Source organism: Sphingomonas sp. BLCC-B65, from assembly GCF_028550675.1.
GTDB lineage: Bacteria > Actinomycetota > Actinomycetes > Actinomycetales > Microbacteriaceae > Microbacterium.
In genome coordinates, this window is the sequence record NZ_JAQQGL010000001.1 from 430,417 (window position 1) to 451,913 (window position 21,497).

The 21,497-nt window shown below is 69.0% G+C and carries 19 protein-coding genes, 1 tRNA gene and 1 other RNA gene; 12 read left to right on the forward strand and 9 right to left on the reverse strand.

The window, feature by feature from the left end; translation table 11 throughout:
- Positions 1–24: 24 nt before the first annotated feature.
- Positions 25–1,413, reverse strand: coding sequence for a hypothetical protein (locus tag PP359_RS02115; RefSeq protein ID WP_499249810.1), 1,389 nt, complete (start codon positions 1,411–1,413; stop codon positions 25–27).
- A gap of 142 nt (positions 1,414–1,555) precedes the next feature.
- On the opposite strand from PP359_RS02115, the gene PP359_RS02120 reads away from it, so the two are divergent.
- Positions 1,556–2,266: a DUF4191 domain-containing protein gene (locus PP359_RS02120; RefSeq protein WP_112931498.1), complete on the forward strand. Its 711-nt coding sequence runs from the start codon at positions 1,556–1,558 to the stop codon at positions 2,264–2,266.
- Between the two features lie 3 nt (positions 2,267–2,269).
- Here PP359_RS02120 and PP359_RS02125 read toward each other — a convergent pair whose 3' ends face one another.
- Positions 2,270–2,719 carry an RDD family protein gene (locus PP359_RS02125; protein WP_295778297.1) on the reverse strand — a complete coding sequence of 150 codons (450 nt, stop codon included), beginning with the start codon at positions 2,717–2,719 and terminating at the stop codon, positions 2,270–2,272.
- Between the two features lie 131 nt (positions 2,720–2,850).
- Between PP359_RS02125 and glnA (PP359_RS02130) the strand changes: the two genes are divergently transcribed.
- The 5 genes from glnA (PP359_RS02130) to PP359_RS02150 all read left to right on the forward strand — a co-directional run bounded on the left by glnA (PP359_RS02130) (position 2,851) and on the right by PP359_RS02150 (position 7,572).
- Positions 2,851–4,275 carry a type I glutamate--ammonia ligase gene (gene glnA / locus PP359_RS02130; RefSeq protein ID WP_294981720.1) on the forward strand — a complete coding sequence of 475 codons (1,425 nt, stop codon included), beginning with the start codon at positions 2,851–2,853 and terminating at the stop codon, positions 4,273–4,275.
- 156 nt (positions 4,276–4,431) lie between these two features.
- Positions 4,432–4,764, forward strand: a complete 333-nt coding sequence (locus PP359_RS02135) for a YbjQ family protein (protein WP_061683163.1) — start codon at positions 4,432–4,434, stop codon at positions 4,762–4,764.
- 104 nt (positions 4,765–4,868) lie between these two features.
- Positions 4,869–6,656: a TIGR03767 family metallophosphoesterase gene (locus PP359_RS02140; protein WP_294981526.1), complete on the forward strand. Its 1,788-nt coding sequence runs from the start codon at positions 4,869–4,871 to the stop codon at positions 6,654–6,656.
- Complete coding sequence (locus PP359_RS02145; RefSeq protein ID WP_036316919.1) at positions 6,653–7,012, forward strand: hypothetical protein; 360 nt, start codon at positions 6,653–6,655, stop codon at positions 7,010–7,012. Before PP359_RS02140 ends, PP359_RS02145 begins: the two co-directional genes overlap by 4 nt.
- Positions 7,009–7,572, forward strand: coding sequence for a hypothetical protein (locus PP359_RS02150; protein ID WP_036316922.1), 564 nt, complete (start codon positions 7,009–7,011; stop codon positions 7,570–7,572). The genes PP359_RS02145 and PP359_RS02150 overlap by 4 nt, the downstream gene beginning before the upstream one ends.
- Here PP359_RS02150 and PP359_RS02155 read toward each other — a convergent pair.
- The 3 genes from PP359_RS02155 to PP359_RS02165 all read right to left on the reverse strand — a co-directional run bounded on the left by PP359_RS02155 (position 7,563) and on the right by PP359_RS02165 (position 12,194).
- Positions 7,563–10,562 carry a bifunctional [glutamine synthetase] adenylyltransferase/[glutamine synthetase]-adenylyl-L-tyrosine phosphorylase gene (locus PP359_RS02155; protein WP_499249811.1) on the reverse strand — a complete coding sequence of 1,000 codons (3,000 nt, stop codon included), beginning with the start codon at positions 10,560–10,562 and terminating at the stop codon, positions 7,563–7,565. The genes PP359_RS02150 and PP359_RS02155 overlap by 10 nt on opposite strands.
- Positions 10,563–10,565: 3 nt before the next feature.
- A complete protein-coding gene (gene glnA, locus PP359_RS02160) occupies positions 10,566–11,903 on the reverse strand; it encodes a type I glutamate--ammonia ligase (protein WP_036285083.1) in 1,338 nt (445 codons plus the stop codon).
- A gap of 105 nt (positions 11,904–12,008) precedes the next feature.
- Positions 12,009–12,194 (reverse strand): hypothetical protein, encoded by a 186-nt coding sequence (locus tag PP359_RS02165; RefSeq protein WP_036285081.1) that lies wholly within the window; start codon positions 12,192–12,194, stop codon positions 12,009–12,011.
- Between the two features lie 101 nt (positions 12,195–12,295).
- Between PP359_RS02165 and ppgK the strand changes: the two genes are divergently transcribed.
- Positions 12,296–13,054: a polyphosphate--glucose phosphotransferase gene (gene ppgK / locus PP359_RS02170; protein ID WP_039415929.1), complete on the forward strand. Its 759-nt coding sequence runs from the start codon at positions 12,296–12,298 to the stop codon at positions 13,052–13,054.
- A 10-nt stretch (positions 13,055–13,064) separates the two neighbouring features.
- Here ppgK and rnpB read toward each other — a convergent pair.
- Positions 13,065–13,440: RNase P RNA component class A (rnpB, locus tag PP359_RS02175), an RNA gene on the reverse strand.
- 107 nt (positions 13,441–13,547) lie between these two features.
- Here rnpB and PP359_RS02180 point away from each other — a divergent pair.
- A complete protein-coding gene (locus PP359_RS02180) occupies positions 13,548–14,216 on the forward strand; it encodes an LPXTG cell wall anchor domain-containing protein (protein WP_036315151.1) in 669 nt (222 codons plus the stop codon).
- Positions 14,209–15,993, forward strand: a complete 1,785-nt coding sequence (locus PP359_RS02185; RefSeq protein ID WP_499249812.1) for a DUF4012 domain-containing protein — start codon at positions 14,209–14,211, stop codon at positions 15,991–15,993. The genes PP359_RS02180 and PP359_RS02185 overlap by 8 nt, the downstream gene beginning before the upstream one ends.
- Before the next feature lie 31 nt (positions 15,994–16,024).
- On the opposite strand, the gene PP359_RS02190 is transcribed toward PP359_RS02185, so the two are convergent.
- Positions 16,025–17,752, reverse strand: coding sequence for a bifunctional 3'-5' exonuclease/DNA polymerase (locus PP359_RS02190; RefSeq protein ID WP_499249813.1), 1,728 nt, complete (start codon positions 17,750–17,752; stop codon positions 16,025–16,027).
- On the reverse strand, positions 17,749–18,480 hold the full coding sequence (locus PP359_RS02195) for a zinc ribbon domain-containing protein (protein WP_294945517.1): 732 nt from the start codon (positions 18,478–18,480) through the stop codon (positions 17,749–17,751). Before PP359_RS02195 ends, PP359_RS02190 begins: the two co-directional genes overlap by 4 nt.
- A 119-nt stretch (positions 18,481–18,599) precedes the next feature.
- Here PP359_RS02195 and PP359_RS02200 point away from each other — a divergent pair, with 119 nt between their 5' ends.
- Positions 18,600–20,102 carry an amino acid permease gene (locus tag PP359_RS02200; protein WP_294945514.1) on the forward strand — a complete coding sequence of 501 codons (1,503 nt, stop codon included), beginning with the start codon at positions 18,600–18,602 and terminating at the stop codon, positions 20,100–20,102.
- 30 nt (positions 20,103–20,132) lie between these two features.
- Positions 20,133–20,205 (forward strand) — tRNA-Val (locus PP359_RS02205).
- Between the two features lies 1 nt (position 20,206).
- Here the strand turns inward: PP359_RS02205 and PP359_RS02210 are convergent.
- Complete coding sequence (locus PP359_RS02210) at positions 20,207–20,629, reverse strand: MarR family winged helix-turn-helix transcriptional regulator (protein WP_499249814.1); 423 nt, start codon at positions 20,627–20,629, stop codon at positions 20,207–20,209.
- 51 nt (positions 20,630–20,680) lie between these two features.
- Here PP359_RS02210 and PP359_RS02215 point away from each other — a divergent pair, with 51 nt between their 5' ends.
- Positions 20,681–21,433, forward strand: a complete 753-nt coding sequence (locus PP359_RS02215; protein ID WP_499249815.1) for an alpha/beta fold hydrolase — start codon at positions 20,681–20,683, stop codon at positions 21,431–21,433.
- The last annotated feature ends 64 nt before the right edge of the window (positions 21,434–21,497 follow it).

Genomic DNA, 21,497 nt, shown 5'->3' on the forward strand with positions numbered 1-21,497 from the left:
GGACGCCCCGCCGGCGGGCACACTTCATGGCTGATCCGCGACGTCGTACACGTCGCGGATCAGCCATTTCCCGTCCATCTGCACGAGAACGAGCACCTGGTCCGGCTGCTCTCCGCCGGCAACACGGTATGCAGCGACTCCGCCGTACTCGTCGACGAGGGTGACCTCGCGCTCTCCGATGTTTCCCAGGATGCCTGCGTCAGGGATCCCGACTCCGGGGTCTTCCAGAAAGACGGAGCAATCCGCCTTCTGCGCCCGGACGCACGACGCGAGATCGGAAAGCAGGCGTCGCGCGATGCCGCTGTCGTCGATGCCGTCCGACGGTGCGGGTGTCCCGGCATCCGTTGCTGGGGGATCGGACATCGCTCCCGGCGTGGAAAGCGTCGGTTGATCCGGGGACGGTGGGGAGACGGCGGACTCCGGCGGCGCCGAAGAGGCCATCTCGCCGTCAGGCCAGGCGAGCCCGGCCACGATGATGACGGCAGCGATGGCGGCCGCGAGCAGGAGCGGCGATCGCCGGTGGGTGCGCGGCACACCATCCTTGCGCGTTGCCGCTTTCCTCGCTGACGTGGTGAGGGCTCCCGCCCGGTGTCGTGCCGTCGCGCGGCCGCGCCCACGACGCGCCGTCACTGTCCGTCGCAGCGCGGAGCGGACATCGCCGAGCACGCCCAGAGCACGAGCGGCGAGGTCATGATCCATGAGCGGCGCGACCCATCTCGCCGCATCGGGCGGAAGGTCGTCGTCGGCGCCATCGAGACGTGCCGGGAGACGTGCCGCGAGACGTGCCGCGTGACGTGGGGCGGGCACGCCCGCCGCGCCTTGGGCCGTGCCCGCGGTGGGCAGCGGCGTCGGTTCGGCGGCGGCGAACAGCTCATCCTCCACACGCTCGCGCCGTGCCGGCGTCGTGTGGCCCACGTCGATCAGTGCGGCGGCCTCCCGCACGGTGTGCCGCAGACCCGGTGGGGCCGCCTCGGCGAGTTCGTTGAGCAGAGCGACCGTATCGGCCTGCCAGGGTGCTCCTGTCGGAGCGAGAAGTGGACACCCCTCGGTGTCCACCCACCAGGAGCCGACGGTGAATCCGCACCTCTCGGCTTCTGCCGCGCCGCGCAGCACACTGACGGCAGCCGTGACGATGGATCCCGCCTCCCACGCCCGTCCAGCAACGAGCGCGATCAGTCGGTGCGGGCAGTGCGGCAGGAGCGCGGCGTGGCCGTCGGGTGTGCGCGCCAGATCAGCGGGGGTCAGCACATGCTCGCCGCCGCGCACGCGCCAGATCTCGCTCGGAAGATCCTGCACGGGCACCCACACGGTCGGTGGAGTGCCCGCGCGGAGATCTCCGGGGAAGGGCGCGTCGGCGGCCGCCAGCGTCCGCAGCAGCGGTGGGGGCGCGAGCAGACCGGAATCGAAGCTCATATCGCGAGTGTCGCCGCTCGTCGGCGGGGCTCGGCGACGAACGGGGCAACTGTGCAGACGCCGACGCTCTGGGCCGATGGGGAGGAGCTCTCGTCGCACCGCATGCGCATGCGCCGTGTCGGCGCGACGGTAGGCTGTGGGAATGGCATCCCGCAGTTCCGCACCCGACAAGGGCCCCGGCTTCTTCTCTCAGATCCGCTCGCTCTACACCTTCACGAAGGCCGAGTTCTCGTGGCTGCCGTGGGTGCTGGTGGCTGTCGTGGTCGTCGGAATCGGCATCGGCATCCTCGTCGGATTCCTCATCCCGCCGGCGGCTGTCTGGAGCGTCATCCTGTGGGGTGTCACCGGTCTTCTGTTCGGTCTGTTGGGGGCCATGATCGTGCTCACGCGACTGTCGACGCGCGCGATGTACATCAAGCTCGACGGGATGCCGGGAGCCGCCGGGCACGTGCTGTCGACCTCGCTCGGTCGCAGCTGGGTCGCCTCCGAGATGCCCGTGGGCGTCAACCCCAAGACGCAGGACGCGGTCTACCGCGTGATCGGCCGCGGCGGTGTCGTCATCGTGGGTGAGGGTGCGCGCGGGCGGCTGACCCGACTCGTCAACGACGAGAAGATGAAGGTCCAGCGCGTGGCGTCGGGGGTCCCGATCAACGTGCTCTACATCGGTCACGGTGAGGGGGATGTCCCCATCTCGAAGCTCTCGGCGACCATCAAGTCGTTCCCCAAGAAGGTCGACCGCACGACGATGGCTGCCGTCGTCAAGCGCGTGGACTCGGTATCGCAATCCGTCACCTCGCTGCCGATCCCGAAGGGCATCGACCCGATGCGTGCGCGCGCGCCGCGCCCGCGCTGAGCCTCAGCCGCGAACGAGGACCGTCCCCGCGATCTTGTCGTGAAGGCCGCGGTGATCGCCGTCCCAGATCACGGCGGGGATGATCAGGGCGAGCAGGAGGGTGCGCACCAGCGGACGCCAGACGCCGCTCCAGCCTCCGTCGACACGGACGATCCGCATGCCGAACAGCCGATGCCCCGGGCTTGCTCCCAGCGTCGGGATGAACAGTACCTGGACGGCGAGGAAGATCAGGTTCGACGCGACCGGATTGGCGTACCGGAACCCCGTGACCTCGTCCAGTGTCGGGAAGAACGCGTAGGCGATCAGTGTCGCCGTGGCCAGGTCGACGGCGAGAGCGCCCATGCGGCGACCGATCCGCGCAATGCTCCCCGCGCCCGACCGTGGCAGCCCGAGCCGCTCGCCGGGATAGGTGCTGTCGTGTTGTCCCGTATTGTCGGAGGTACCTGCCGTCACCGGGTCAGCTTATCCGCGTCGCTGTAACATCCCCGAAACACGGGGGATACTGCCGGGCAACCGGTCATCGATAGCGTCGAGGCGGGCCTGATCCCGTTCAGGCGTGTTCCACACCCGATCTTGGAGACTCCATGTTCAAAGATTCATCCGAGGTTCTGAAGTTCATCAAGGACGAGGACGTCAAGTTCCTCGACATCCGGTTCACGGATCTGCCTGGTGTGCAGCAGCACTTCAACATCCCGGCCTCGACCGTCGACGAGGAGTTCTTCACGGTCGGCCAGCTGTTCGACGGCTCGTCGATCCGCGGTTTCGCGAACATCCACGAGTCGGACATGCAGCTCATCCCCGACGTGTCCACCGCCTACATCGACCCGTTCCGCGAGGCGAAGACGCTCATCATGCTCTTCGACATCTACAACCCGCGCAACGGCGAGATCTACAGCAAGGACCCGCGTCAGGTCGCCAAGAAGGCCGAGAAGTACCTCGCCTCGACCGGCATCGCCGACACCGCGTTCTTCGCTCCCGAGGCCGAGTTCTACATCTTCGACGACGTCCGCTACGAGGTGAAGCAGAACGCCAGCTTCTACAGCGTCGACTCCGAAGAGGGCGCCTGGAACACGGGTCGCGCGGAGGAGGGCGGAAACCTCGCCAACAAGACGGCCTACAAGGGCGGCTACTTCCCCGTCTCCCCCGTCGACAAGACGGCCGACCTCCGCGATGACATCAGCCTGCACCTCATCGACGCAGGCCTGATCCTCGAGCGTGCGCACCACGAGGTCGGCACCGGTGGTCAGCAGGAGATCAACTACCGCTTCGACACGATGGTGCACGCGGCCGACGACATCCTGAAGTTCAAGTACATCGTCAAGAACGTCGCCGAGCAGTGGGGCAAGGTCGCGACCTTCATGCCCAAGCCGCTCTTCGGAGACAACGGTTCGGGCATGCACACCCACCAGTCGCTGTGGCTCGACGGCAAGCCCCTCTTCTACGACGAGAAGGGCTACGGCGGCCTGTCCGACGTCGCACGCTGGTACATCGGTGGTCTGCTGGCGCACGCGCCGGCTGTCCTCGCCTTCACCAACCCGACGCTGAACTCCTACAAGCGTCTGGTCAAGGGCTACGAGGCTCCGGTCAACCTGGTCTACTCGGCCGGTAACCGCTCGGCTGCGATCCGCATCCCGATCACGGGCAGCAACCCGAAGGCCAAGCGCATCGAGTTCCGCGCGCCCGACGCCTCCGGTAACCCGTACCTCGCCTTCGCCGCGCAGATGATGGCGGGCCTGGACGGCATCAAGAACCGCATCGAGCCGCACGAGCCGGTCGACAAGGACCTGTACGAGCTGCCGCCCGAGGAGGCCAAGAACATCCCTCAGGTTCCGAACTCGCTGCTCGACTCGCTGGAGGCGCTGCGTGCAGACCACGAGTTCCTCCTGGCCGGCGGTGTGTTCACGCCCGAGCTGATCGAGACCTGGATCGAGTACAAGATCGAGAACGAGATCAAGCCGCTCGCCGCTCGCCCGCACCCGTTCGAGTACGAGCTGTACTTCGGCGTCTGAGCGAAGCCCACCCGAGGAGCCCGTCGGCATCGCGCCGGCGGGCTCCTCGCCGTCCTCCCCTCGCGAAGGATGCCGCGGCATCCGTAGGATCGTGGCGTCGCTCTCCCCCGTGCACCACCCCCGGCCGCGGGCATACGACGACAGAGACGAGGATCCATGTTCGCCGTCACCACCAACGACGTCCCCGGTTACCGCATCACGAAGGTGCTCGGCGAGGTGATGGGACTGACCGTTCGTTCGGCGAACTTCGGCCAGAACTTCACCGCCGGCTTCCGCTCGCTCGCCGGCGGCGAGATGCCCGAGTACACGAAGGTGATCTACGAGTCGCGCTTCGAGGTGATGCAGCGAATGTGGGCGGAGGCGCAGCAGCGCGGTGGGAATGCGGTCGTGGCCATGCGGTTCGACTCCGGCTCGATCGGAAACTTCACCGAGTTCTGCGCGTACGGAACCGCTGTGGTCGTCGAGCCGATCGACCCGCCGCAGGCTTGATCGCGACACTGCCGCGACGCGGGCTTGCCGTTGTGGTCGTCGAGACGCTGTGCCCGCTAGATTGAGCGCACCCGATAGCGTCACGCACCAACCCGGAGGTGCCCGTGGGCGTGCTCTCCCGCCGCCAGTTCCTCGCCGTCGTCGGTGGCCTCGCCGCCGCCGGCGCGCTCCCGCGCGATCAGCTGGCGCAGGCTCTGGCGACCGCGCCGCCGCGCGCGGCGGTCGCCGAGGCTCCATCGACGCTCACGCGCACCATCCTGCAGGGCGGGGTGCAGAAGGGCTCCTACCGCGGGCTGGTGGCAGGTCCGGGCGAGCCGCACCTGCCGCGACTCGATGTGCTGCGTCGCGCCGCGGCGGCCGGACGCGCGGCATCCCGTCGATCATTGCTGTACCTCGCCCACCTGTCGGATATGCACGTGATCGACGCGCAATCACCGGGGCGCATCGAGCCGATGATCGTCCAGGACCATTCCGCGTGGGGCTCGGCCTTCCATCCGCAGGATCCGCTCAGTCCTCACGTCATCGCCGCGATGACGAAGTCGATCTCGGATCTGCGCTACAGCCCCGTCACCGGTGCGCCCATGGATGCCGCCGTGGTCACCGGCGACAGCGCCGACATGCACTCTCACCGGGAACTGCGGTGGTACATCGACCTCCTGGACGGCCTCAGCGTGGATCCGCGGACCAGCGACACGTTCGAGGGGGTGCAGGCGTGGGCCGAGGCCGTGTGGGCCTATCGCCCCGCCGATCCCACCGGCGGCGCGTTCGGCGCGTACGGGTTCCCGACGCTGCCGACGCTGCTCGACGAGGCCATCGCCCGCCCCGTCGCCTCGGTGGGGCTTCCGGCGCCCTGGTACACCGTGTACGGGAACCACGAGACGCTCCTGCTGGGCACCTTCGATCTGGACACCCAACTGCGTGCCCTGGCAGTGGGCGGTCGCAAGTCGTACACGCTGGAAGCGACCGCCGCGATGGCTTTGGGCGGGTACGCCGCGCGCACCAGCGCCGTCCAACAGACGCTCGACGCGTGGGGGCTCGAGCTCGGGCTGCGTCCGGGTTTCAAGGCTGTGCCCGCCAACCGCGACCGTGCACTCTTCACCCAGCAGGAGTTCATGCAGGAGCATTTCCGCACGGCCGATCGCCCCGGTCCCGTGGGGCACGGGTTCACCGACCACAACCTCAGCACCGGCGAGACGTGGTGGAAAGCGGACCTGTCCGCGAATGTGCGCGCGTTCGGGCTGGACACGTGCAATCAGGTCGCCGGGCCCGACGGGGCGGTCCCGAAGAACCAGTTCGACTGGCTGGAGGCCGAGCTCGCCGTGGCGACGAAGGAGAACCGCCTCGCCATTGTTCTCAGCCACCACAACAGCGACACCCTCGAGAACCGCGCCCAACGCCCCGGACAGGACGAGGTGCTGATCGGAGCGGACGAGTTCGTGGCCATGCTCGCCCGCTATCCCGTCGTCGTGGCGTGGCTGAACGGGCACACCCACCTGAACCAGATTCTCGCGCATCCCGCGTCGACGGGCGGCGGCTTCTGGGAGATCACGACGGCATCCTGCATCGACTTCCCGCAGCAGCAGCAGACCGTCGAGCTCGTCGACAATCGGGACGGCACACTCTCCATCTTCACGACGGTCGTCGACCACGCGGCTGATCCGGTGCCGGGGAGTGGCGGTGACTACCTCGCCCTCGCGTCGCGCAGCCGTGAACTGGCATCCAACGACTGGGCCGAGACGCCTCTGATGCGACGCGGTTCGCCGCTCGACCGCAACACCGAGCTGCTGCTTCCGGCGCCGTTCGATCTCGCCACGATCAGCGACGCGGCGCTGGAGACGCAGCATCTCACCGCGCGCGCCCGCATCCTCGCGCACGAGGGAGCCCTGTCATGACGTCGGGTCGTTCTCGCGCCGCCGCGTCCTTCGCGGCTGTGCTCGCGGTCCTGGCCTTGACGGGCTGTTCTCAGATCGCCGCTCTCGCTCCGGTCGGCGGCAACGGGCTCGCCGAGGTGCGCTTCGCTGCGATCGACGTCCTTCAGCAGAAGAACGTCGCCCTGCTGACGGCGCCGGTGTGCGCACAGGCGGACACCGGGCCGCTCGTCACCTGTGTGGGAACCAGCGCCGATGGTCGCGAGATCACGGTCACCTCGAGCGTCGCATCTGGTGCGCAACTGGTGGTCGCCGTCGGCGGCGAGACGATCTACTCCGGTGCGCTCACCGAGGTGCTGGACGAGGCGGCGCGCGGATGAACGTGTTGCGCTCCCCCGCCCGTCGCCGTGTCACGGCCGCGCTCGTGGTCGCGGTGCACGCGGGTGCGCAGGCGGCGTTCGTCGCCGTGGCACCGCGACTGCCGTTGGATGCCGGGGCGATCGCCCTTGCCGTCGCTTCTGGTCTCGTGATGCTCGTCGCCGCGGCTGCGCTCTGGACACTCGCCCTGCGCGCGGTATCCGCTCGCGCCCTGCTGACGCTTCTCCTCGCGGGGGTTGCCCTCGCAGCCTCCGCTGTGGCGGCGCCGATCGCGATTCCGATCGTCGCGGCGATCGCAAGCCCGCTCATCGCGGCGGGGTCCCCACCCGCTGCGGCCACAGCCATGCGCCGGCATCCGTGGCGCACGGCGGCCGGTCTGGTCGTGACCGCCGTCGCCGTGATACTCGCGACGATCGTCGCGATGCTGCTCGGTCTGCTCGTGACCGGTGCGCTCGGGGCTGCGGTGGCCTGGGTGCTGATCGGTGTCGGGGCCATCGCACTCATCGGGGCTTGGGCTCGATGGGCACGTGCCGGGACGTCGGTGGGCGCGGCTCAGCCGTAGAAGAGCCTCTCGAAGTCACGGCGCGCTCGTCGCGCCGTACGCAGCCATTCCTCTTCGACCAGCGTCGCCGACCGTGCCGGATACTCCAGGAGTCGACCGATGCCGTCCAGCTTGCCGCGGTCGGTCGGCAGGACGTCGCTCGTCTGCCCCGAAAGGAGCGTGTTCGCCGACCTCAGCCGACTGGCGAGACGCCACGCATCGTGCAGACGCTGCGCGGCGCCGTCAGGCACCAGTCCGGCGGCGCGCGCGGCCTCGAGAGCCTCGAGGGTGGACGTCGTACGGAGGGCGGGGACATCGTGCGCGTGTTCGTGCTGCAACACCTGCACGAGCCATTCGACGTCGCTCAGGCCGCCGGGCCCGAGCTTGAGGTGACGTGCGCGATCGACGCCCTGTGGGAGGCGCTCGTTCTCGACACGGGCCTTGATGCGCTTGATCTCCCGCAGATCCTGCACCGCAGGCCGCGCGGGGTAGCGCACCTCGTCGGCGAGGGCCATGAAACGGTTGATGAGTTTCACGCTGCCGGCGACGCCGCGGGCCCGCAGCAGCGCCTGCGCTTCCCAGGACAGCGACCAGCGGCGGTAGTACTCGGTATACGAGTCGAGCGAACGCACCAGCGGCCCGTTGCGCCCCTCGGGCCGCAGATCGGCGTCGAGATCGAACGGAACGCGGTGGTCTTCGGAGTACGAGCGCAGGCCGCTGACGAGTCGCAGGGCCAGGTCGTGCGCACGCTGCGGATCGATGCCGTTGGCTTCGTAGACGTAGAGAACATCGGCATCCGACCCGAACCCGAGCTCCGCGCCGCCGAAGCGCCCCATCGCGATGACCGAGAAATCGAGAGCGGCATCTTCCGGCGCGACGATCTCGCGCCGAACCGCACGAAGGGTGGCCTGGATCGTCACCTCGCTGACCGTGGTGAGTCCCTGCGCCAGCTCGTCAATGGTGAGGGTCCCGAGGATGGCGCCGAAGGCCAGACGCAGCAGCTCTCGTCGACGCAGCGCCCGGACGGCGCGCATGGCGTCGCCGACCGTCTCGTGGCGGGTCTGAATCGCCCGCGCCTCCTCCTGCAGAGCGTGCCCGCCGCGCGGACGCAGCTGCTCGTCGGAGTCGAGCCACGCCACCGACTCCGGGATCCACTCCATCAGTTCGCCGATGTAACGCGACCCGGACAGCACGCGGGTGAGGCGCTCCGCCGCCCCGGAGGAATCCCGCAGCATGCGCAAGAACCACGGTGTGTCGCCGAGGCGCTCGCTGATACGTCGGAAGGCGAGCAGACCGTAGTCGGGGTCGACGCCGTCGGCGAACCAACGGATCATCACCGGCATGAGATGACGCTGAATCGTCGCCTTGCGGCTCAACCCGCCCGTGAGGGCACCGATGTGGCGCAGGGCACCGGCCGGGTCGTGGAACCCGATCGCCGCGAGCCGATCGTGCGCCTGGTCGGGCGACAACTGGTGCTCGTCCGAATTGAGCGCCGCCACCGCCGACAGCAGCGGACGGTAGAACAGACGGACGTGGATCTCGCGCACCTCGCGTTTGATCCCTTCCCACAGCGCCCACACGGCGGGTCCGGTCTCGGCCAGCCCGGACGAGCGCGCCAGCAGACGAAGACCCTCGGGTTGCTGCGGCATCAGGTGCGTTCGTCGCAGGTCCCTCAGCTGCATGCGGTGCTCGAGCACGCGCAGCATGCGGTAGTCGCGGGAGAAGGTCGCGGCATCCTCTCGGCCGATGTAGCCGGCGCCCACGAGCGCCTCCAGTGCGTCCAGCGTGCCGCGCTGACGGATGCTGTCGTCGGTCAGTCCGTGCACGAGTTGCAGCAGCTGCACCGTGAACTCGATGTCGCGAATGCCACCCGGGCCCAGCTTGAGCTGGTAGGCCACGTCGCCGGGCGGAATGTGCTCGGTGACGCGCTCACGCATGCGCTGCACGCTGTCGACGAAGTTCTCCCGCGCCGCACTCGTCCAGATCTTCGGCTGCACTGCGGCGACGTAGGCGTCACCGAGCAGACGATCACCCGCAAGCGGACGTGCCTTGAGAAGGGCCTGGAACTCCCAGCTCTTGGCCCATCGGTCGTAGTACGACAGGTGTGAGTCGAGCGTGCGGACGAGCGCGCCCTGCTTGCCCTCGGGGCGCAGATTCGCGTCGACCTCCCACAGGGGCGGCTCGATCTCCATTCCCGAGATGCCGCGCATCGTCTGGACGGCGAGCCGCGTCGCGATGTCGATGACGCGGCTCTCCCCCACCTGCTCGATGAGCTCATCCGAGCCGCCGCCGACGAAGATCACGTCGACATCGCTGACGTAGTTCAGCTCTCGGGCGCCGGTCTTGCCCATCCCGATGATCGCGAGCCGGGTGGCAGAGACCTGCTCGTGGGGGAACAATCCGGAGCCGGGGGCACCGCCGGCGACTCGTGTACGTGCCACGCACAGCGATGCCTCCAGAGCTGCCCCCGCCGCGTCCGCGAGGCTGGCGGCCACGTGCGCCAGGACCTCGACCGCATCGTGGGCGCCGAGGTCATAGGTCGCGATGCGCGCCAGCATCCGGCGATAGCGCACACGCAGCGCCACCCACGCGCTTTCGTCGCCGCTGGCGGCGAAGCCCTCGGCATCCGCTCCGACCGCGCTCGTGAGCTCTGCTCGAAGTTCGTCGGCCGTTGGCAGCGGTGTGCCCGCACCCGTGAGGTGAGCCAGCTCGTCGGGATGGCGCAGGTAGAAGTCCGCGAAGCCGTTGGAGGCGCCCAGCAGCCGCCACACGCTCGAGGAGACGCGACGCAGCGCCGCCGCGACGGCGGGCCCGTCACGTCGGGCGATGCGCGCCAGCGCGGACAGAGCCGCGTCGGGGTCGCCCGCCTCTGCGGCTCCGCGCAGGATCTCCTGCCGTCCCATCCCGAGCGCATCCACGAGCTCGGTCAGCAGCGCATCGGCGTCGCCGAGCTCACCGAATCCGTCGCGCGCCAGTTGTGTGAGAACCGACGTGCGCTCGTTCGACGACACGGCTCAGAGCATCTCCAGGTTGCTCTTCAACTCGAACGGCGTCACCTGCGCGCGGTATTCCTGCCATTCGCGACGCTTGTTGAGCAGCACGTAGTTGAAGACCTGCTCGCCGAGGGTCTCGGCGACCAGCTCCGACTCCTCCATGTACTCGAGGGCGTGGTCCAGACTCGCGGGCAGCTGTGCGTATCCGAGCGCACGCCGCTCGGAATCCGTCAGCGACCACACGTTGTCCTCGGCCTCGGGGGGAAGCTCGTATCCCTCCTCGATGCCCTTGAGGCCGGCGGCCAGCATGAGCGCGAAGGCAAGGTAGGGGTTCGCGGCAGAATCCAGCGCACGGTACTCGACGCGCGTGGACTGCCCCTTGTTCGGCTTGTACATGGGCACGCGCACGAGGGCGGAGCGGTTGTTGTGGCCCCAGCAGATGAAGCTCGGGGCCTCATCGCCGCCCCAGAGGCGCTTGTACGAGTTGACGAACTGGTTGGTCACGGCCGCGATCTCGTTCGCGTGGGTCAGCAGGCCGGCGATGAACTGTCGGCCCGTCTTGGAGAGCTGATACTGCGCGCCCTCCTCGTAGAAGGCGTTCTGGTCGCCCTCGAACAGCGACATGTGGGTGTGCATGCCGCTGCCGGGCTTGCCGGAGAGGGGCTTCGGCATGAACGTCGCGTAGACGCCCTGCTCGATCGCGACCTCTTTGACCACGGTCCGGAAGGTCATGATGTTGTCGGCGGTGGCGAGGGCGTCGGCGTAGCGCAGGTCGATCTCGTTCTGACCGGGACCGCCCTCGTGGTGGCTGTACTCGACGGAGATGCCGAGGTCCTCCAGCATGCGGACGCTGCGACGGCGGAAGTCGTGCGCGGTGCCGCCGGGAACGTTGTCGAAGTACCCGGCCGAATCGACCGGCTCGGGGCCTTCCGCCCCGAAGGACGACGACTTGAGCAGGTAGAACTCGATCTCGGGGTGCGTGTAGAACGTGAACCCGGCATCCGCCGCTTTCGCGAGCGTGCGCTTGAGCACGTGGCGGGGATCTGCGACCGCCGGCTGCCCGTCGGGAGTCGTGATGTCGCAGAACATGCGACCCGTGGGGTCGATCTCCCCGCGCCACGGAAGAGTCTGGAACGTCGTCGGGTCGGGGTGCGCCAGAAGGTCCGACTCGTAGGAGCGCGTGAGTCCCTCGATCGCCGAGCCGTCGAAGCCGAGTCCCTCGGTGAACGCCCCTTCGACTTCGGCCGGAGCGATCGCGACCGACTTCAGGGTGCCGATCACATCGGTGAACCAGAGGCGGACGAACTTCACGCCCCGCTCTTCGATCGTGCGCAGTACGAAGTCCCGCTGCTTGTCCATCGCGTCCTCTCAGATGCCGCTTCTCAGATGCCGCTTCGAAGGGAAGCCGGGCCCACGCCCAGACTATCGGTCCCGGCTCGTGTCCGACGTGTCGCCGGGCGCGCGTCAGTCGTTCTCGCGCTCGTCGTCCTCGGCCCATTCGCGAGAGCGCTGGGCAAGCAGCTGCGGAGCGTTGGCCGCCTCCTCGGCGGTGTCGAACGGGCCGGCGCGGTCGATCGCCGGCGACTCGAAGCCGCGCTCCACGGCGCCGGTGGAGAAGTTGTACCAGTACTTGTCTTCGCCTGACGTCATGGCGCGTCCTTCCTGTCGGGGCGTACGCCCACCGGTCCCGATCTGCGGGCTCTGGCTCGATCCTAACGAGCGGCACCGACGACCTGGATAGGCTGGACGCCATGACGACGAAGGCGACCCGCGCGGTCGGTGTGGACATCGGCGGAACCGGCATCAAGGGTGCCCTCGTGGATCTGGAGGGGGGAAACCTGCTCAGCGACCGCGTCAAGGTTCCGACACCGGCCGGCGCAGAGCCGGACGACGTGCTGGGCGCGGTGAAGACCGTTCTCGAGACGCTCGGCGTCAGCGATGCCGACATTCCCCTGGGCGTCGCCTTCCCGGCGATCGTCAAGAACGGCAAGACCCTGTCCGCGGCGAACGTCGCCGAGACCTGGGTCGGGTTCGAAGCCGAGAAGTTCTTCGAGGACGGACTGGGGCGCGAGATCCACTTCGCCAACGATGCTGACGTCGCCGGTGTCGCCGAGGCGCGCTACGGTGCCGCGCGCGATGTTCCCGGGCTGGTGCTGCTGACGACCCTGGGCACGGGCATCGGCACGGCGATGCTCTACAACGGCGCGCTCATCCCGAACGCCGAGCTCGGTCACCTGCAGCGGGCGAACCACGGCAAGGATGCCGAGGCCTGGGCCGCCTACTCGGCGATGGAGCGCGACGAGCTCACCTGGAAGAAGTGGGCGAAGCGCCTGCAGTGGTACTACAGCTACCTCGAGTTCCTGCTCAGCCCCGACCTCTTCATCGTCGGCGGCGGCGTCTCCAAGCACGCCGACGAATTCCTGCCGATGCTGACGCTGACGACACCGATCGTGCCCGCCACGCATCGCAACAACGCCGGGATCATCGGCGCGGCTGCGCTGGCCGTCTGACCGACGGGGGCGAATGGGCCGGCCTATACGCCGGGTTCTGTCCGGGAGCTGATGCTCCGTGGACGGTCATCTCTCTCGGCGACACGTTGCCGTGCCGCTCCAGCGGCCTACCCGGGGACTCGGCGAGCCGCGTCGGCATCCCCTGTCTGGCCTTGCTCCGGGCGAGGTTTACCGTGCGGATCGTGTCACCACGATCCCGGTGGTCTCTTACACCACCCTTTCACCCTTACCCCGGTGCTCCGACCAGCGGAGTCCGGGGCGGTCTGCTCTCTGTGGCACTGTCTCGCGGATTGCTCCGGGTGGGTGTTACCCACCGCCCTGCCCTGTGGAGCCCGGACGTTCCTCGGTGCGGGATGACCCCGCCACGCGACCGTCCAGCCGACCCATTCGCGCTCTCGATCCTACTGGTCGGCAACGGTCGATCGTGATACGGTGTCGCCACGAGACCCGGCTGGGGGGTTTGGGCTCGCATCGCCTGGGGGAGGCACTCATCATGCGTAAGTACGCACTGTCCGCTGTTCTCGCTGTGCTCCTGCTGTCGGGAGGTGCGACGGCCGCGGTCGCCGCCGATGCCGACGGGTACGGGCCCGACACGCCGCCGGCGCCGACATTGGTCGGCACGATGGTCGCGCCATCGTGCGAGTCCGATGTTCCGTGGATCAACTACTCGGTCGTCATGAACGATCCGGGCGGGCTCGCCACGAGTCACACGGCTCGCCTCGTGCTGAGCGACGGCAATCAGTCCACGACGATCCCGCTCGGTGAGCTGGTGAACGGGCGACTGTCGGGGCGCGTCCTGTGGCCGGGTGCGTCCGTCGACGCGACCGGCGTCGGTAACGGATGGCCCGGATGGGCGTTCGAGAACGGTCAGTGGGTTGCATCGTCGGGCAACTTCGCGTGGACCCGGGGCGACATCTCCGCTGTTGTGGAGGTCAACCCGTCGCTGCGCGTCGCCCTGTCGTACCCGCCGTCCACGTCGGCGTGCCTGACCGATCCGGCGGGTGTCGGAACGTCGGGTGCCGTCGCGGCGGCCGGCATGTCGCTGCCGGCGACGGGAGGCGACGTCGCCGCGGTGCTTCCGCTCCTCGGCGGGGCGGTCGTCCTGCTCGTCGGTGGAGGTGTGCTGCTGTACGTGCGCCGCACCCGTCGCGCCCGTGACTGAGGCCACCACCGGCTCAGCGCAGCACCGCGACCGCAGCCGGCGTTCCCGCCGGCGTCGCATCGGGGCCGTCGTCCTGGTCGCCGTCGGCGTCGTCGTGCTGGGCTTGGCGTGGCTCGGCATCCGCGGGTGGATGGCCAAGGGCGAGCTGGACGACGTCGCCGCCCTCCAGCCGAGGCTGAGCTCGGCCATGGCGGCGGGCGACATCGAGGCACTCGGCGCCGTGGTGGCCGACGCCGAACAGCACGCGCGTCGCGCGGCGGAGTTGACGACCGATCCGATCTGGCGGGCCACGGAAGCGGCCCCGATCATCGGAGCCAACACCGCGGCGGTGCGCATCGTCGCGGAGAGCGTGCGCGACCTCGCCGTCGCCGCGCAACCGGTGCTGCACGTTTCGACGCCGTCGCGCAGCGGCGAGGGAAGGTTCGACCTGACGGCGGTGTCGGCGGCCGCGCAGCCGGTGGACGACTTCGCCGCGGTCTTCTCGCGTGTCGACGGGTCGTTGGGCGGCATGTCGACCGCGGGTCTGGTCGGGCCGGTCGAGGCAGCGACGGCGCGTCTGCGTGCTGCGGTCGCCGCGGCGGCTCCGACCGTGGCGGAGGCAGCCTCGGTCGCCCAGATCCTGCCGGCGATGCTGGGAGCGCACGGGGCCCGATCGATCCTGGTCATGGTGCAGAACTCGGCTGAAGTGCGCACGGGCGGGGGTATCACCGGATCGTTCATCATGCTGCGCGCCGACGGTGACCGGCTCGCGGTGGTCGACCAGGTCGACTCGAGCATGTTCCCTCATCGCGAGACGCCGATCGCAGAACTGCCCGCTGATCTCGTGACTCTCTACGGACAGTCCCCCGGACGATTCGTCATGAACGCGACCATGACGACTGACTTCGCGCTGAGCGCCCGATTGGCCTCGGCCTGGTGGCAGTCGATCGGCCGTCCGGCTCCAGACGCGGTGATTGCGATCGATCCTGCGGTGCTCACCGCGATGCTCACGATCACGGGACCGATCACCCTCGGCGACGGCACGATCGTCGATCCTGCCGACGTCGTGGGCGACGTGCTCGTCACGCCGTATCTCGACAAGACGCCCGTTGAACAGACAGCGGTTCAGCGCGAGGTCTTCGACCGCCTTTTCGCTCAGATCACGTCTGCGCCCATCAACCCCCTGCGCTGGGTGCGAGCGCTCGCCAAGCCGGTCGCCGACGGGCGGATCTCGATCTTCAGCACGCACAGTGACGAACAGGTCGCGGTGACCGACGGGGCGTTCTCCGGAACGCTGGGGAGGTTCCGAGCTGCCGGGCCCGATGCCGTGGGCGTGTACTTCAACGACGCGACGACCGGAAAGATGGACACGTTTCTCCACGTCGATCTCGCGGCGTCCGTGCGGACGTGCCGCGCGGACGGCGCGGCCGACGTGACGGTCGCCGTGACTCTCAGAAGCGCTGCGCCGGCCGGCGCGCGCACGTTCGCGGAATCGATGACGGGAGCAGCGAATCCCGCCGCGCCCGGCGATATCACGACCGATGTGACGGTGATGGTCCCCCGCGAGTGGTTCGTCGGCGGTGTGACGCTCGACGGCGTGGACGTGTCCGCGACCGCGGCCGACGGCAGTGACTCCTCCGCCTCGTTGGCGCGGGTGACGCTGCGGCCCGGCGAGCAGAAGACGCTCGCGTTCGGGTTCGTCGCGAAGAACGGCGCGCAGCTGCGACCGGTGCTCGTGCACACGCCGATGATGAACGACGTCAGCGTCGCCGAGGTGGCGTCGACGGCGTGCGGCTGAGGGCGAGCGGGTGCGGACGGTGCTGCCGCGGTCAGCTCTTGGCGGCGTCCTGCGCGATGCGGAGGTCGAGGGGGAAGTCGACCGGACACCGTCCGAAGAGCAGGCGCGCCGCGCCATCGGCGGCCTGACCCACGGCGTCGGCCACGGCGTCGGCGTGCACGACAGGTGTATGGACGATGATCTCGTCGTGCAGGAAGAAGGCCAGGTGCGGACGCCGCCCGAATACGGCCCCAGAGTTCCGTGCCGCGTCCCTCTCGTCGACCGGCGGGAGCGCCGCCAGTCGACCACGGAGGTCGGCGAGCCACGCGAGCGCCCACTCGGCTGCCGTGCCCTGCACGACGAAGTTGCGGGTGAAACGCCCGCGATCGCGTGCGGCGCGCCGTGCCCGCGTCCGATCGCTCTCCGTCGCCTCCGGCAGCGCGGCGGCGGACTGGATGTCGCGCCAGTGCGTCGATGCGCCGGGACTGGTCCGTCCGAGCCAGGTCGAGACCACGCCGCCCTGCTCCCCCGTCGCCGCGGCGGCATCCACGAGACCCATCGCGCGAGGGTAAGCGCGTCGCAGGGCAGGCACCAGCCGTCCGCTGTCACCCGTCGTCGCGCCGTACATCGCCCCCAAGACGGCGATCTTCGCCTCTTGCCGCGTGTGGACGACACCGCTGCTGACGATGCCCTCGTACAGGTCCTGTCCGTGCGCCGCGGCGGCGAGGGCCTCGTCTGAGGACATCGCCGCCAGGACCCGCGGTTCCAGCTGAGCCACATCCGCGACGATGAGACACCAGCCGGGGTCTGCGCGCACCGCGGGGCGCAGTTGGCGCGGGATCTGCAGCGCTCCGCCCCCGGACGATGCCCACCGTCCGGTGACGACGCCGCCGGGAACGTACACGGGACGGAATCGACCGTGGGGCGCCCACTCGTCGAGCCACCCCCAGCCATTGGCGCTCATCAACCGCGTGAGCTTCTTGTAGGCGAGCAGTGGCGCGATCGCGGGATGGTCGTACTCGGCGAGCTCCCATCGATTCGTGGAGTCCGCGGCGATGCCGACGCGATGAAGGCTGCGCAGCAGCTTGGGCTGGGAGTCGAGATTCGCCGTCGGATCCTGGAGCGCCTCGCGGACTCGCGCCGCAGCCTCGCGCACGCGTTCGGGCTGTTCTCCCGGGGGCGGACGTGTGCCGAGCGTCTCCTCCAGGATGTGCTCGTGGGTCCCCCGATCCCAGGGCAGTCCGGCGCTGTGCATCTCGACGGCCAGGAGCGCTCCGGCTGACTCCGCCGCCACGAGCAGGCGCAACCGCGCGGCCTCGGATGAGCTGCGAACAGCCTGCTGCTGCCGGCGGAACTCCGCGAGCACCTCGTCCGGATCATCCGGGACGCCGGCGGGGACAGTGCCCTCGACGTCGAAAAGGGTGGGCACCGTCACGGGGGGCACCTCCTCCGTGGCGGCAACATCCCACTGCGTCGCTGTCCGAAGGGCATCCGGGTCGGTGACGAGCGCACTGCGGCGGAGGATCGCGTGGGTCAGGCGAAGATCGTGACACCGCGCGACCACCGATCGCGCGTCCAGGATGCCGGGATACCAACGATTCGTGTCCGACCACACCCATCGTGTGCCGGCCTCGTCCGCGTCCCACCAGTTCTCCCGTGAGCGGCGCTGCACGTCCGTGACGTCGAGGTCGGCGTCGACCGTCGTGATGACGACGGTGTCGCCTTCGCTCGCCACGAGTCGCCAGCGCGGCGCGATCGCCGCCGCGCTGCTGGTCGTCACAGCCCCGATTCGTCGGTGCGTACCAGAATCGCCCCGCACTCCGGGCAGGTCACGACGACATCGTCGGCGGCCTGTCGAATCGTCTGCAGATCGGTTCCGGACAGCACCATGCGGCACGCCTCGCACGTCTTACGGTGCAACAGACCGGCTCCGACGCCGCGGGCAGCGAGACGCTCGTACATCGCCAGCAGATCGGCGGGCACGCGCGCGGCGACCGCGGCGCGGTCGCGGGTCGCCGCCTCCCCCCGGGCGGCGGCCGCCGCCATCGCGTCCTTCGCCGCCGCGCTGAGACGGGCGCCCTCCTCGTTCACCGCGGCGATCGTCTCTTCCTTTGCGGAAACGGCGGTCTGGGCGGCATCGAGCTGCTCCATCAGTTCGAGCTCGGCGTCTTCGAGGTCGCTCTTGCGCTTGGCGAGCGAGGCCAGTTCGTGCTCGAGGCCCTGAGCTTCCTTGGCGTTCGCCGACGACGCGAGTCGTTCGGCATCTCGGGCGGCCCGCGCCTCGACCACGGCGACGTCCGACTCCACCCGCGCCAGTTCGGCGGTGATGTCGTCCCGGCGCCCCAACAGCGTCGTCAGTTCCGCGGACAGGCCCTGCCGGCGAGCGAGCAGCTCTTGGACGCGACCGGCCTGCTCGGGGGTGCGGCGGGCGTGCTCGGCGGCCCGGATCACGCCGTCGAGGTTGGCGAGTTCGAGCAGGAGCTGCTGGTCTGCGGGTCGGGACTTCACGGTCCCAACCTACCGCGACACGTGGACAGTGCATCCCCGGTGAGGTCGCGCTCCACTAGCATGACCACACCACAACCGCGGCGCTGCGAGGGTGCCGTTCGTTCTCGCAGGGAGACGCCATGAGCCTGATGCGCACGAAGTCGATCGAACGGTCCATCGCCGACACCGAAGCGCCGGAGTTCCGGCTCCGCAAGTCGCTGTCAGCCCTCGATCTCACGGTCTTCGGCGTCGGTGTCGTGATCGGCGCCGGCATCTTCACGCTCACCGGTCGCGCCGCCCACGAGGTCGCCGGCCCCGCCGTCGTCGTCAGCTTCGTCATCGCGGCGATCGCGTGCGCCTTGGCGGCGATGTGCTACGCCGAGTTCGCCTCCACGGTGCCCGTCTCGGGATCCGCGTACACGTTCTCCTACGCGTCGCTCGGCGAGCTGTTCGCCTGGATCATCGGGTGGGATCTCATCCTCGAGATGTTCCTCGGTGCGAGCGTCGTGGCTCAGGGCTGGAGCGCTTACCTCGGCGTTCTCCTCGGGCAGCTCGGCATCCCGCTGCCCGCCGTGATCGGCTACGGGGGTGCGGTCGATGTGATGGCGATCGTCCTCGTCGTCGTGCTCGGTGCCCTCATGACACTCGGCATCCGCGAATCGATGCGCGTGAACCTCGTGCTGGTCGGGGTGAAGCTCTTCATCGTGTTGTTCGTGATCGTCGCGGGGATCATGTTCGTCAACCCCGCGAACTACTCGCCGTTCATCCCGGATGCCGCGCCGCGCGAGGCCGCGACGGGCCTCATGCAGCCGCTGCTGCAGTTCATCTCCGGCTCGGCGCCCATGGCGTTCGGCGTCGGCGGCATCTTCGCCGGAGCCGCGCTCGTGTTCTTCGCGTACATCGGGTTCGATGTGGTCGCCACCACGGCGGAGGAGACCAAGAACCCGCAGCGGGACCTTCCCATCGGCATCATCGCGTCTCTCGCGATCTGCACGCTGCTGTACTGCGCGGTGGCGCTCGTCGTGACGGGCATGGTGCGCTTCGACGAGCTCGACCCGGCCGCGGCGCTCGCGAACGCCTTCGCTTTCCATGGGCAGACCTGGATGGCGACGGTGATCTCGGCGGGAGCCGTCGCCGGTCTGACGACCGTCGTGCTCACGTTGCTCATCGGTGCGACCCGCATCATCTTCGCAATGTCGCGCGACGGCCTCCTCCCCCAGCAGCTCGCGAAGGTGCACCCGACGCGGCGCACACCATGGGTCATCTCGATCATCGTCACCGTGGTCGTCGCACTCGTGGCCGGGCTCACCCCCGTCGGAGTCCTCGAGGAGATGGTCAACATCGGAACGCTGTCGGCGTTCGTGCTCGTCTCGGTCGGAGTGGTCGTGCTGCGCCGCACCCGGCCGGATCTCAAGCGGGGCTTCCGCGTGCCCTGGAGCCCCGTTCTGCCGCTTCTGGCCGCGCTGATCTGTCTCTATCTGATGCTCAACCTGACGGTGGAGACGTGGCTGCGATTCCTCGTCTGGCTGGTCATCGGCGTCGTGGTCTACGTCGCCTACTCGCGTGGGCACTCCCGGCTCGGCCGTGACGGCGATCCGTATCTCAATCCCGCGGAGCCGACGGTGGTCGGACGCGACGTGTGAGCACCGCGAACTCGTAGACTGTCGAAGTCAGGGCCTTTAGCTCAGCTGGTAGAGCGCCACGTTTACACCGTGGATGTCGTCGGTTCGATCCCGGCAGGGCCCACTCATGATTCGATGTCGTGGCCGACGAGGTTCTCGAGAATGGCGGCCAGGCTCTCCCGTGCGGCCTCATCGAGCGGAGCGAACAGTGCCTCTCGCACTGCGTCGGCGATGCGATTCCCCTCGGCCAGGGCTGCTCGACCGGCCGCGGTGAGGGTGTGTTCGATGCGCCGACCCCGCCCCGCCCGCCGCTCGATCAACCCAAGGCCGAGCAGGCGATTGGCGAGGGTGCCGAAGGCCTGATCGCTCTGGAAAGTGGCTGACGCCAGCGTGTGCCCGGTTGCTCCCGGCATCCGATCGATCGCGCGCAGCGCGTCCCATTGCACGAGCGTCACACCGGCGTCGCGCAGTGCAGCGTCCAGTGCCCGATGGTTGCGATACTGCGCGCGCTTGATCGCCTGGCCCAGCAATTCGAGATTCGTTGCCACGGTGCTACCGTATCAACATTCGTAGATAAACATATTGATAAGGAAATGATCGTGACACCCAGACATCTCACCCGCGCCGCACTCGTTCTGCACGGCGGCGGTGGTCCCGCAACCGTGGCGCCGATCGTCGCCCACCTGGGCACATCGATGCGTGTGATCGCGCCCACACATCCGGGTTGGGACGGGACGGCCCGCACCGACGACATCTCATCGATCGCCGATCTTGCGAAGGTCTACCTCGCACGCCTGCGCGCCGACGACGAGCGCGACGTCGTCGTCGTCGGTTCGTCGATCGGCGGGTGGATCGCGCTCGAGATGGCTGTGCAGGCAGCCGGCGACCCACAGGATGGTGGAACGGTCGGCGCGATCATCAGTATCGACGGGACCGGCCTCGTTATCGAGGGCGAGCCGGGCGCAGACTTCTTCGCGCTCGACGCGCGCGGCCTCGCGGAAGCGGCGTGGCACGACCCCGAGCGCGGATACCGAAACCCGGCGACGATGTCGGAAGCGGAGCGTGCCGTGCAGCAGTCCAACCGGCAGGCGATGGCGGCGCTGACCGGCCCCACGATGAGCGACGCGACCCTGCTCGAGCGCGTGGGCGCGATCGAGGTCCCGACCCTGCTCCTGTATGGCGCGAGCGATCGGATCGTCACACCGGCCTACGGTCGCGCAGTCGCGGCGGCGATCGGCGACGCATCGTTCGCAGAGATCCGGGCCGCAGGGCACCTCCCTCACCTCGAGGAACCTGCGGCGACGTGGGCGATCATCGACGCCTTCCTCGCGGCACCGGGGAGTTTGCCGTGACGACTCCGTGCGTGACGCGCACCGCGCAGGGGCCACTCGCTGCCAGCGCGATCCACTCCAGCGA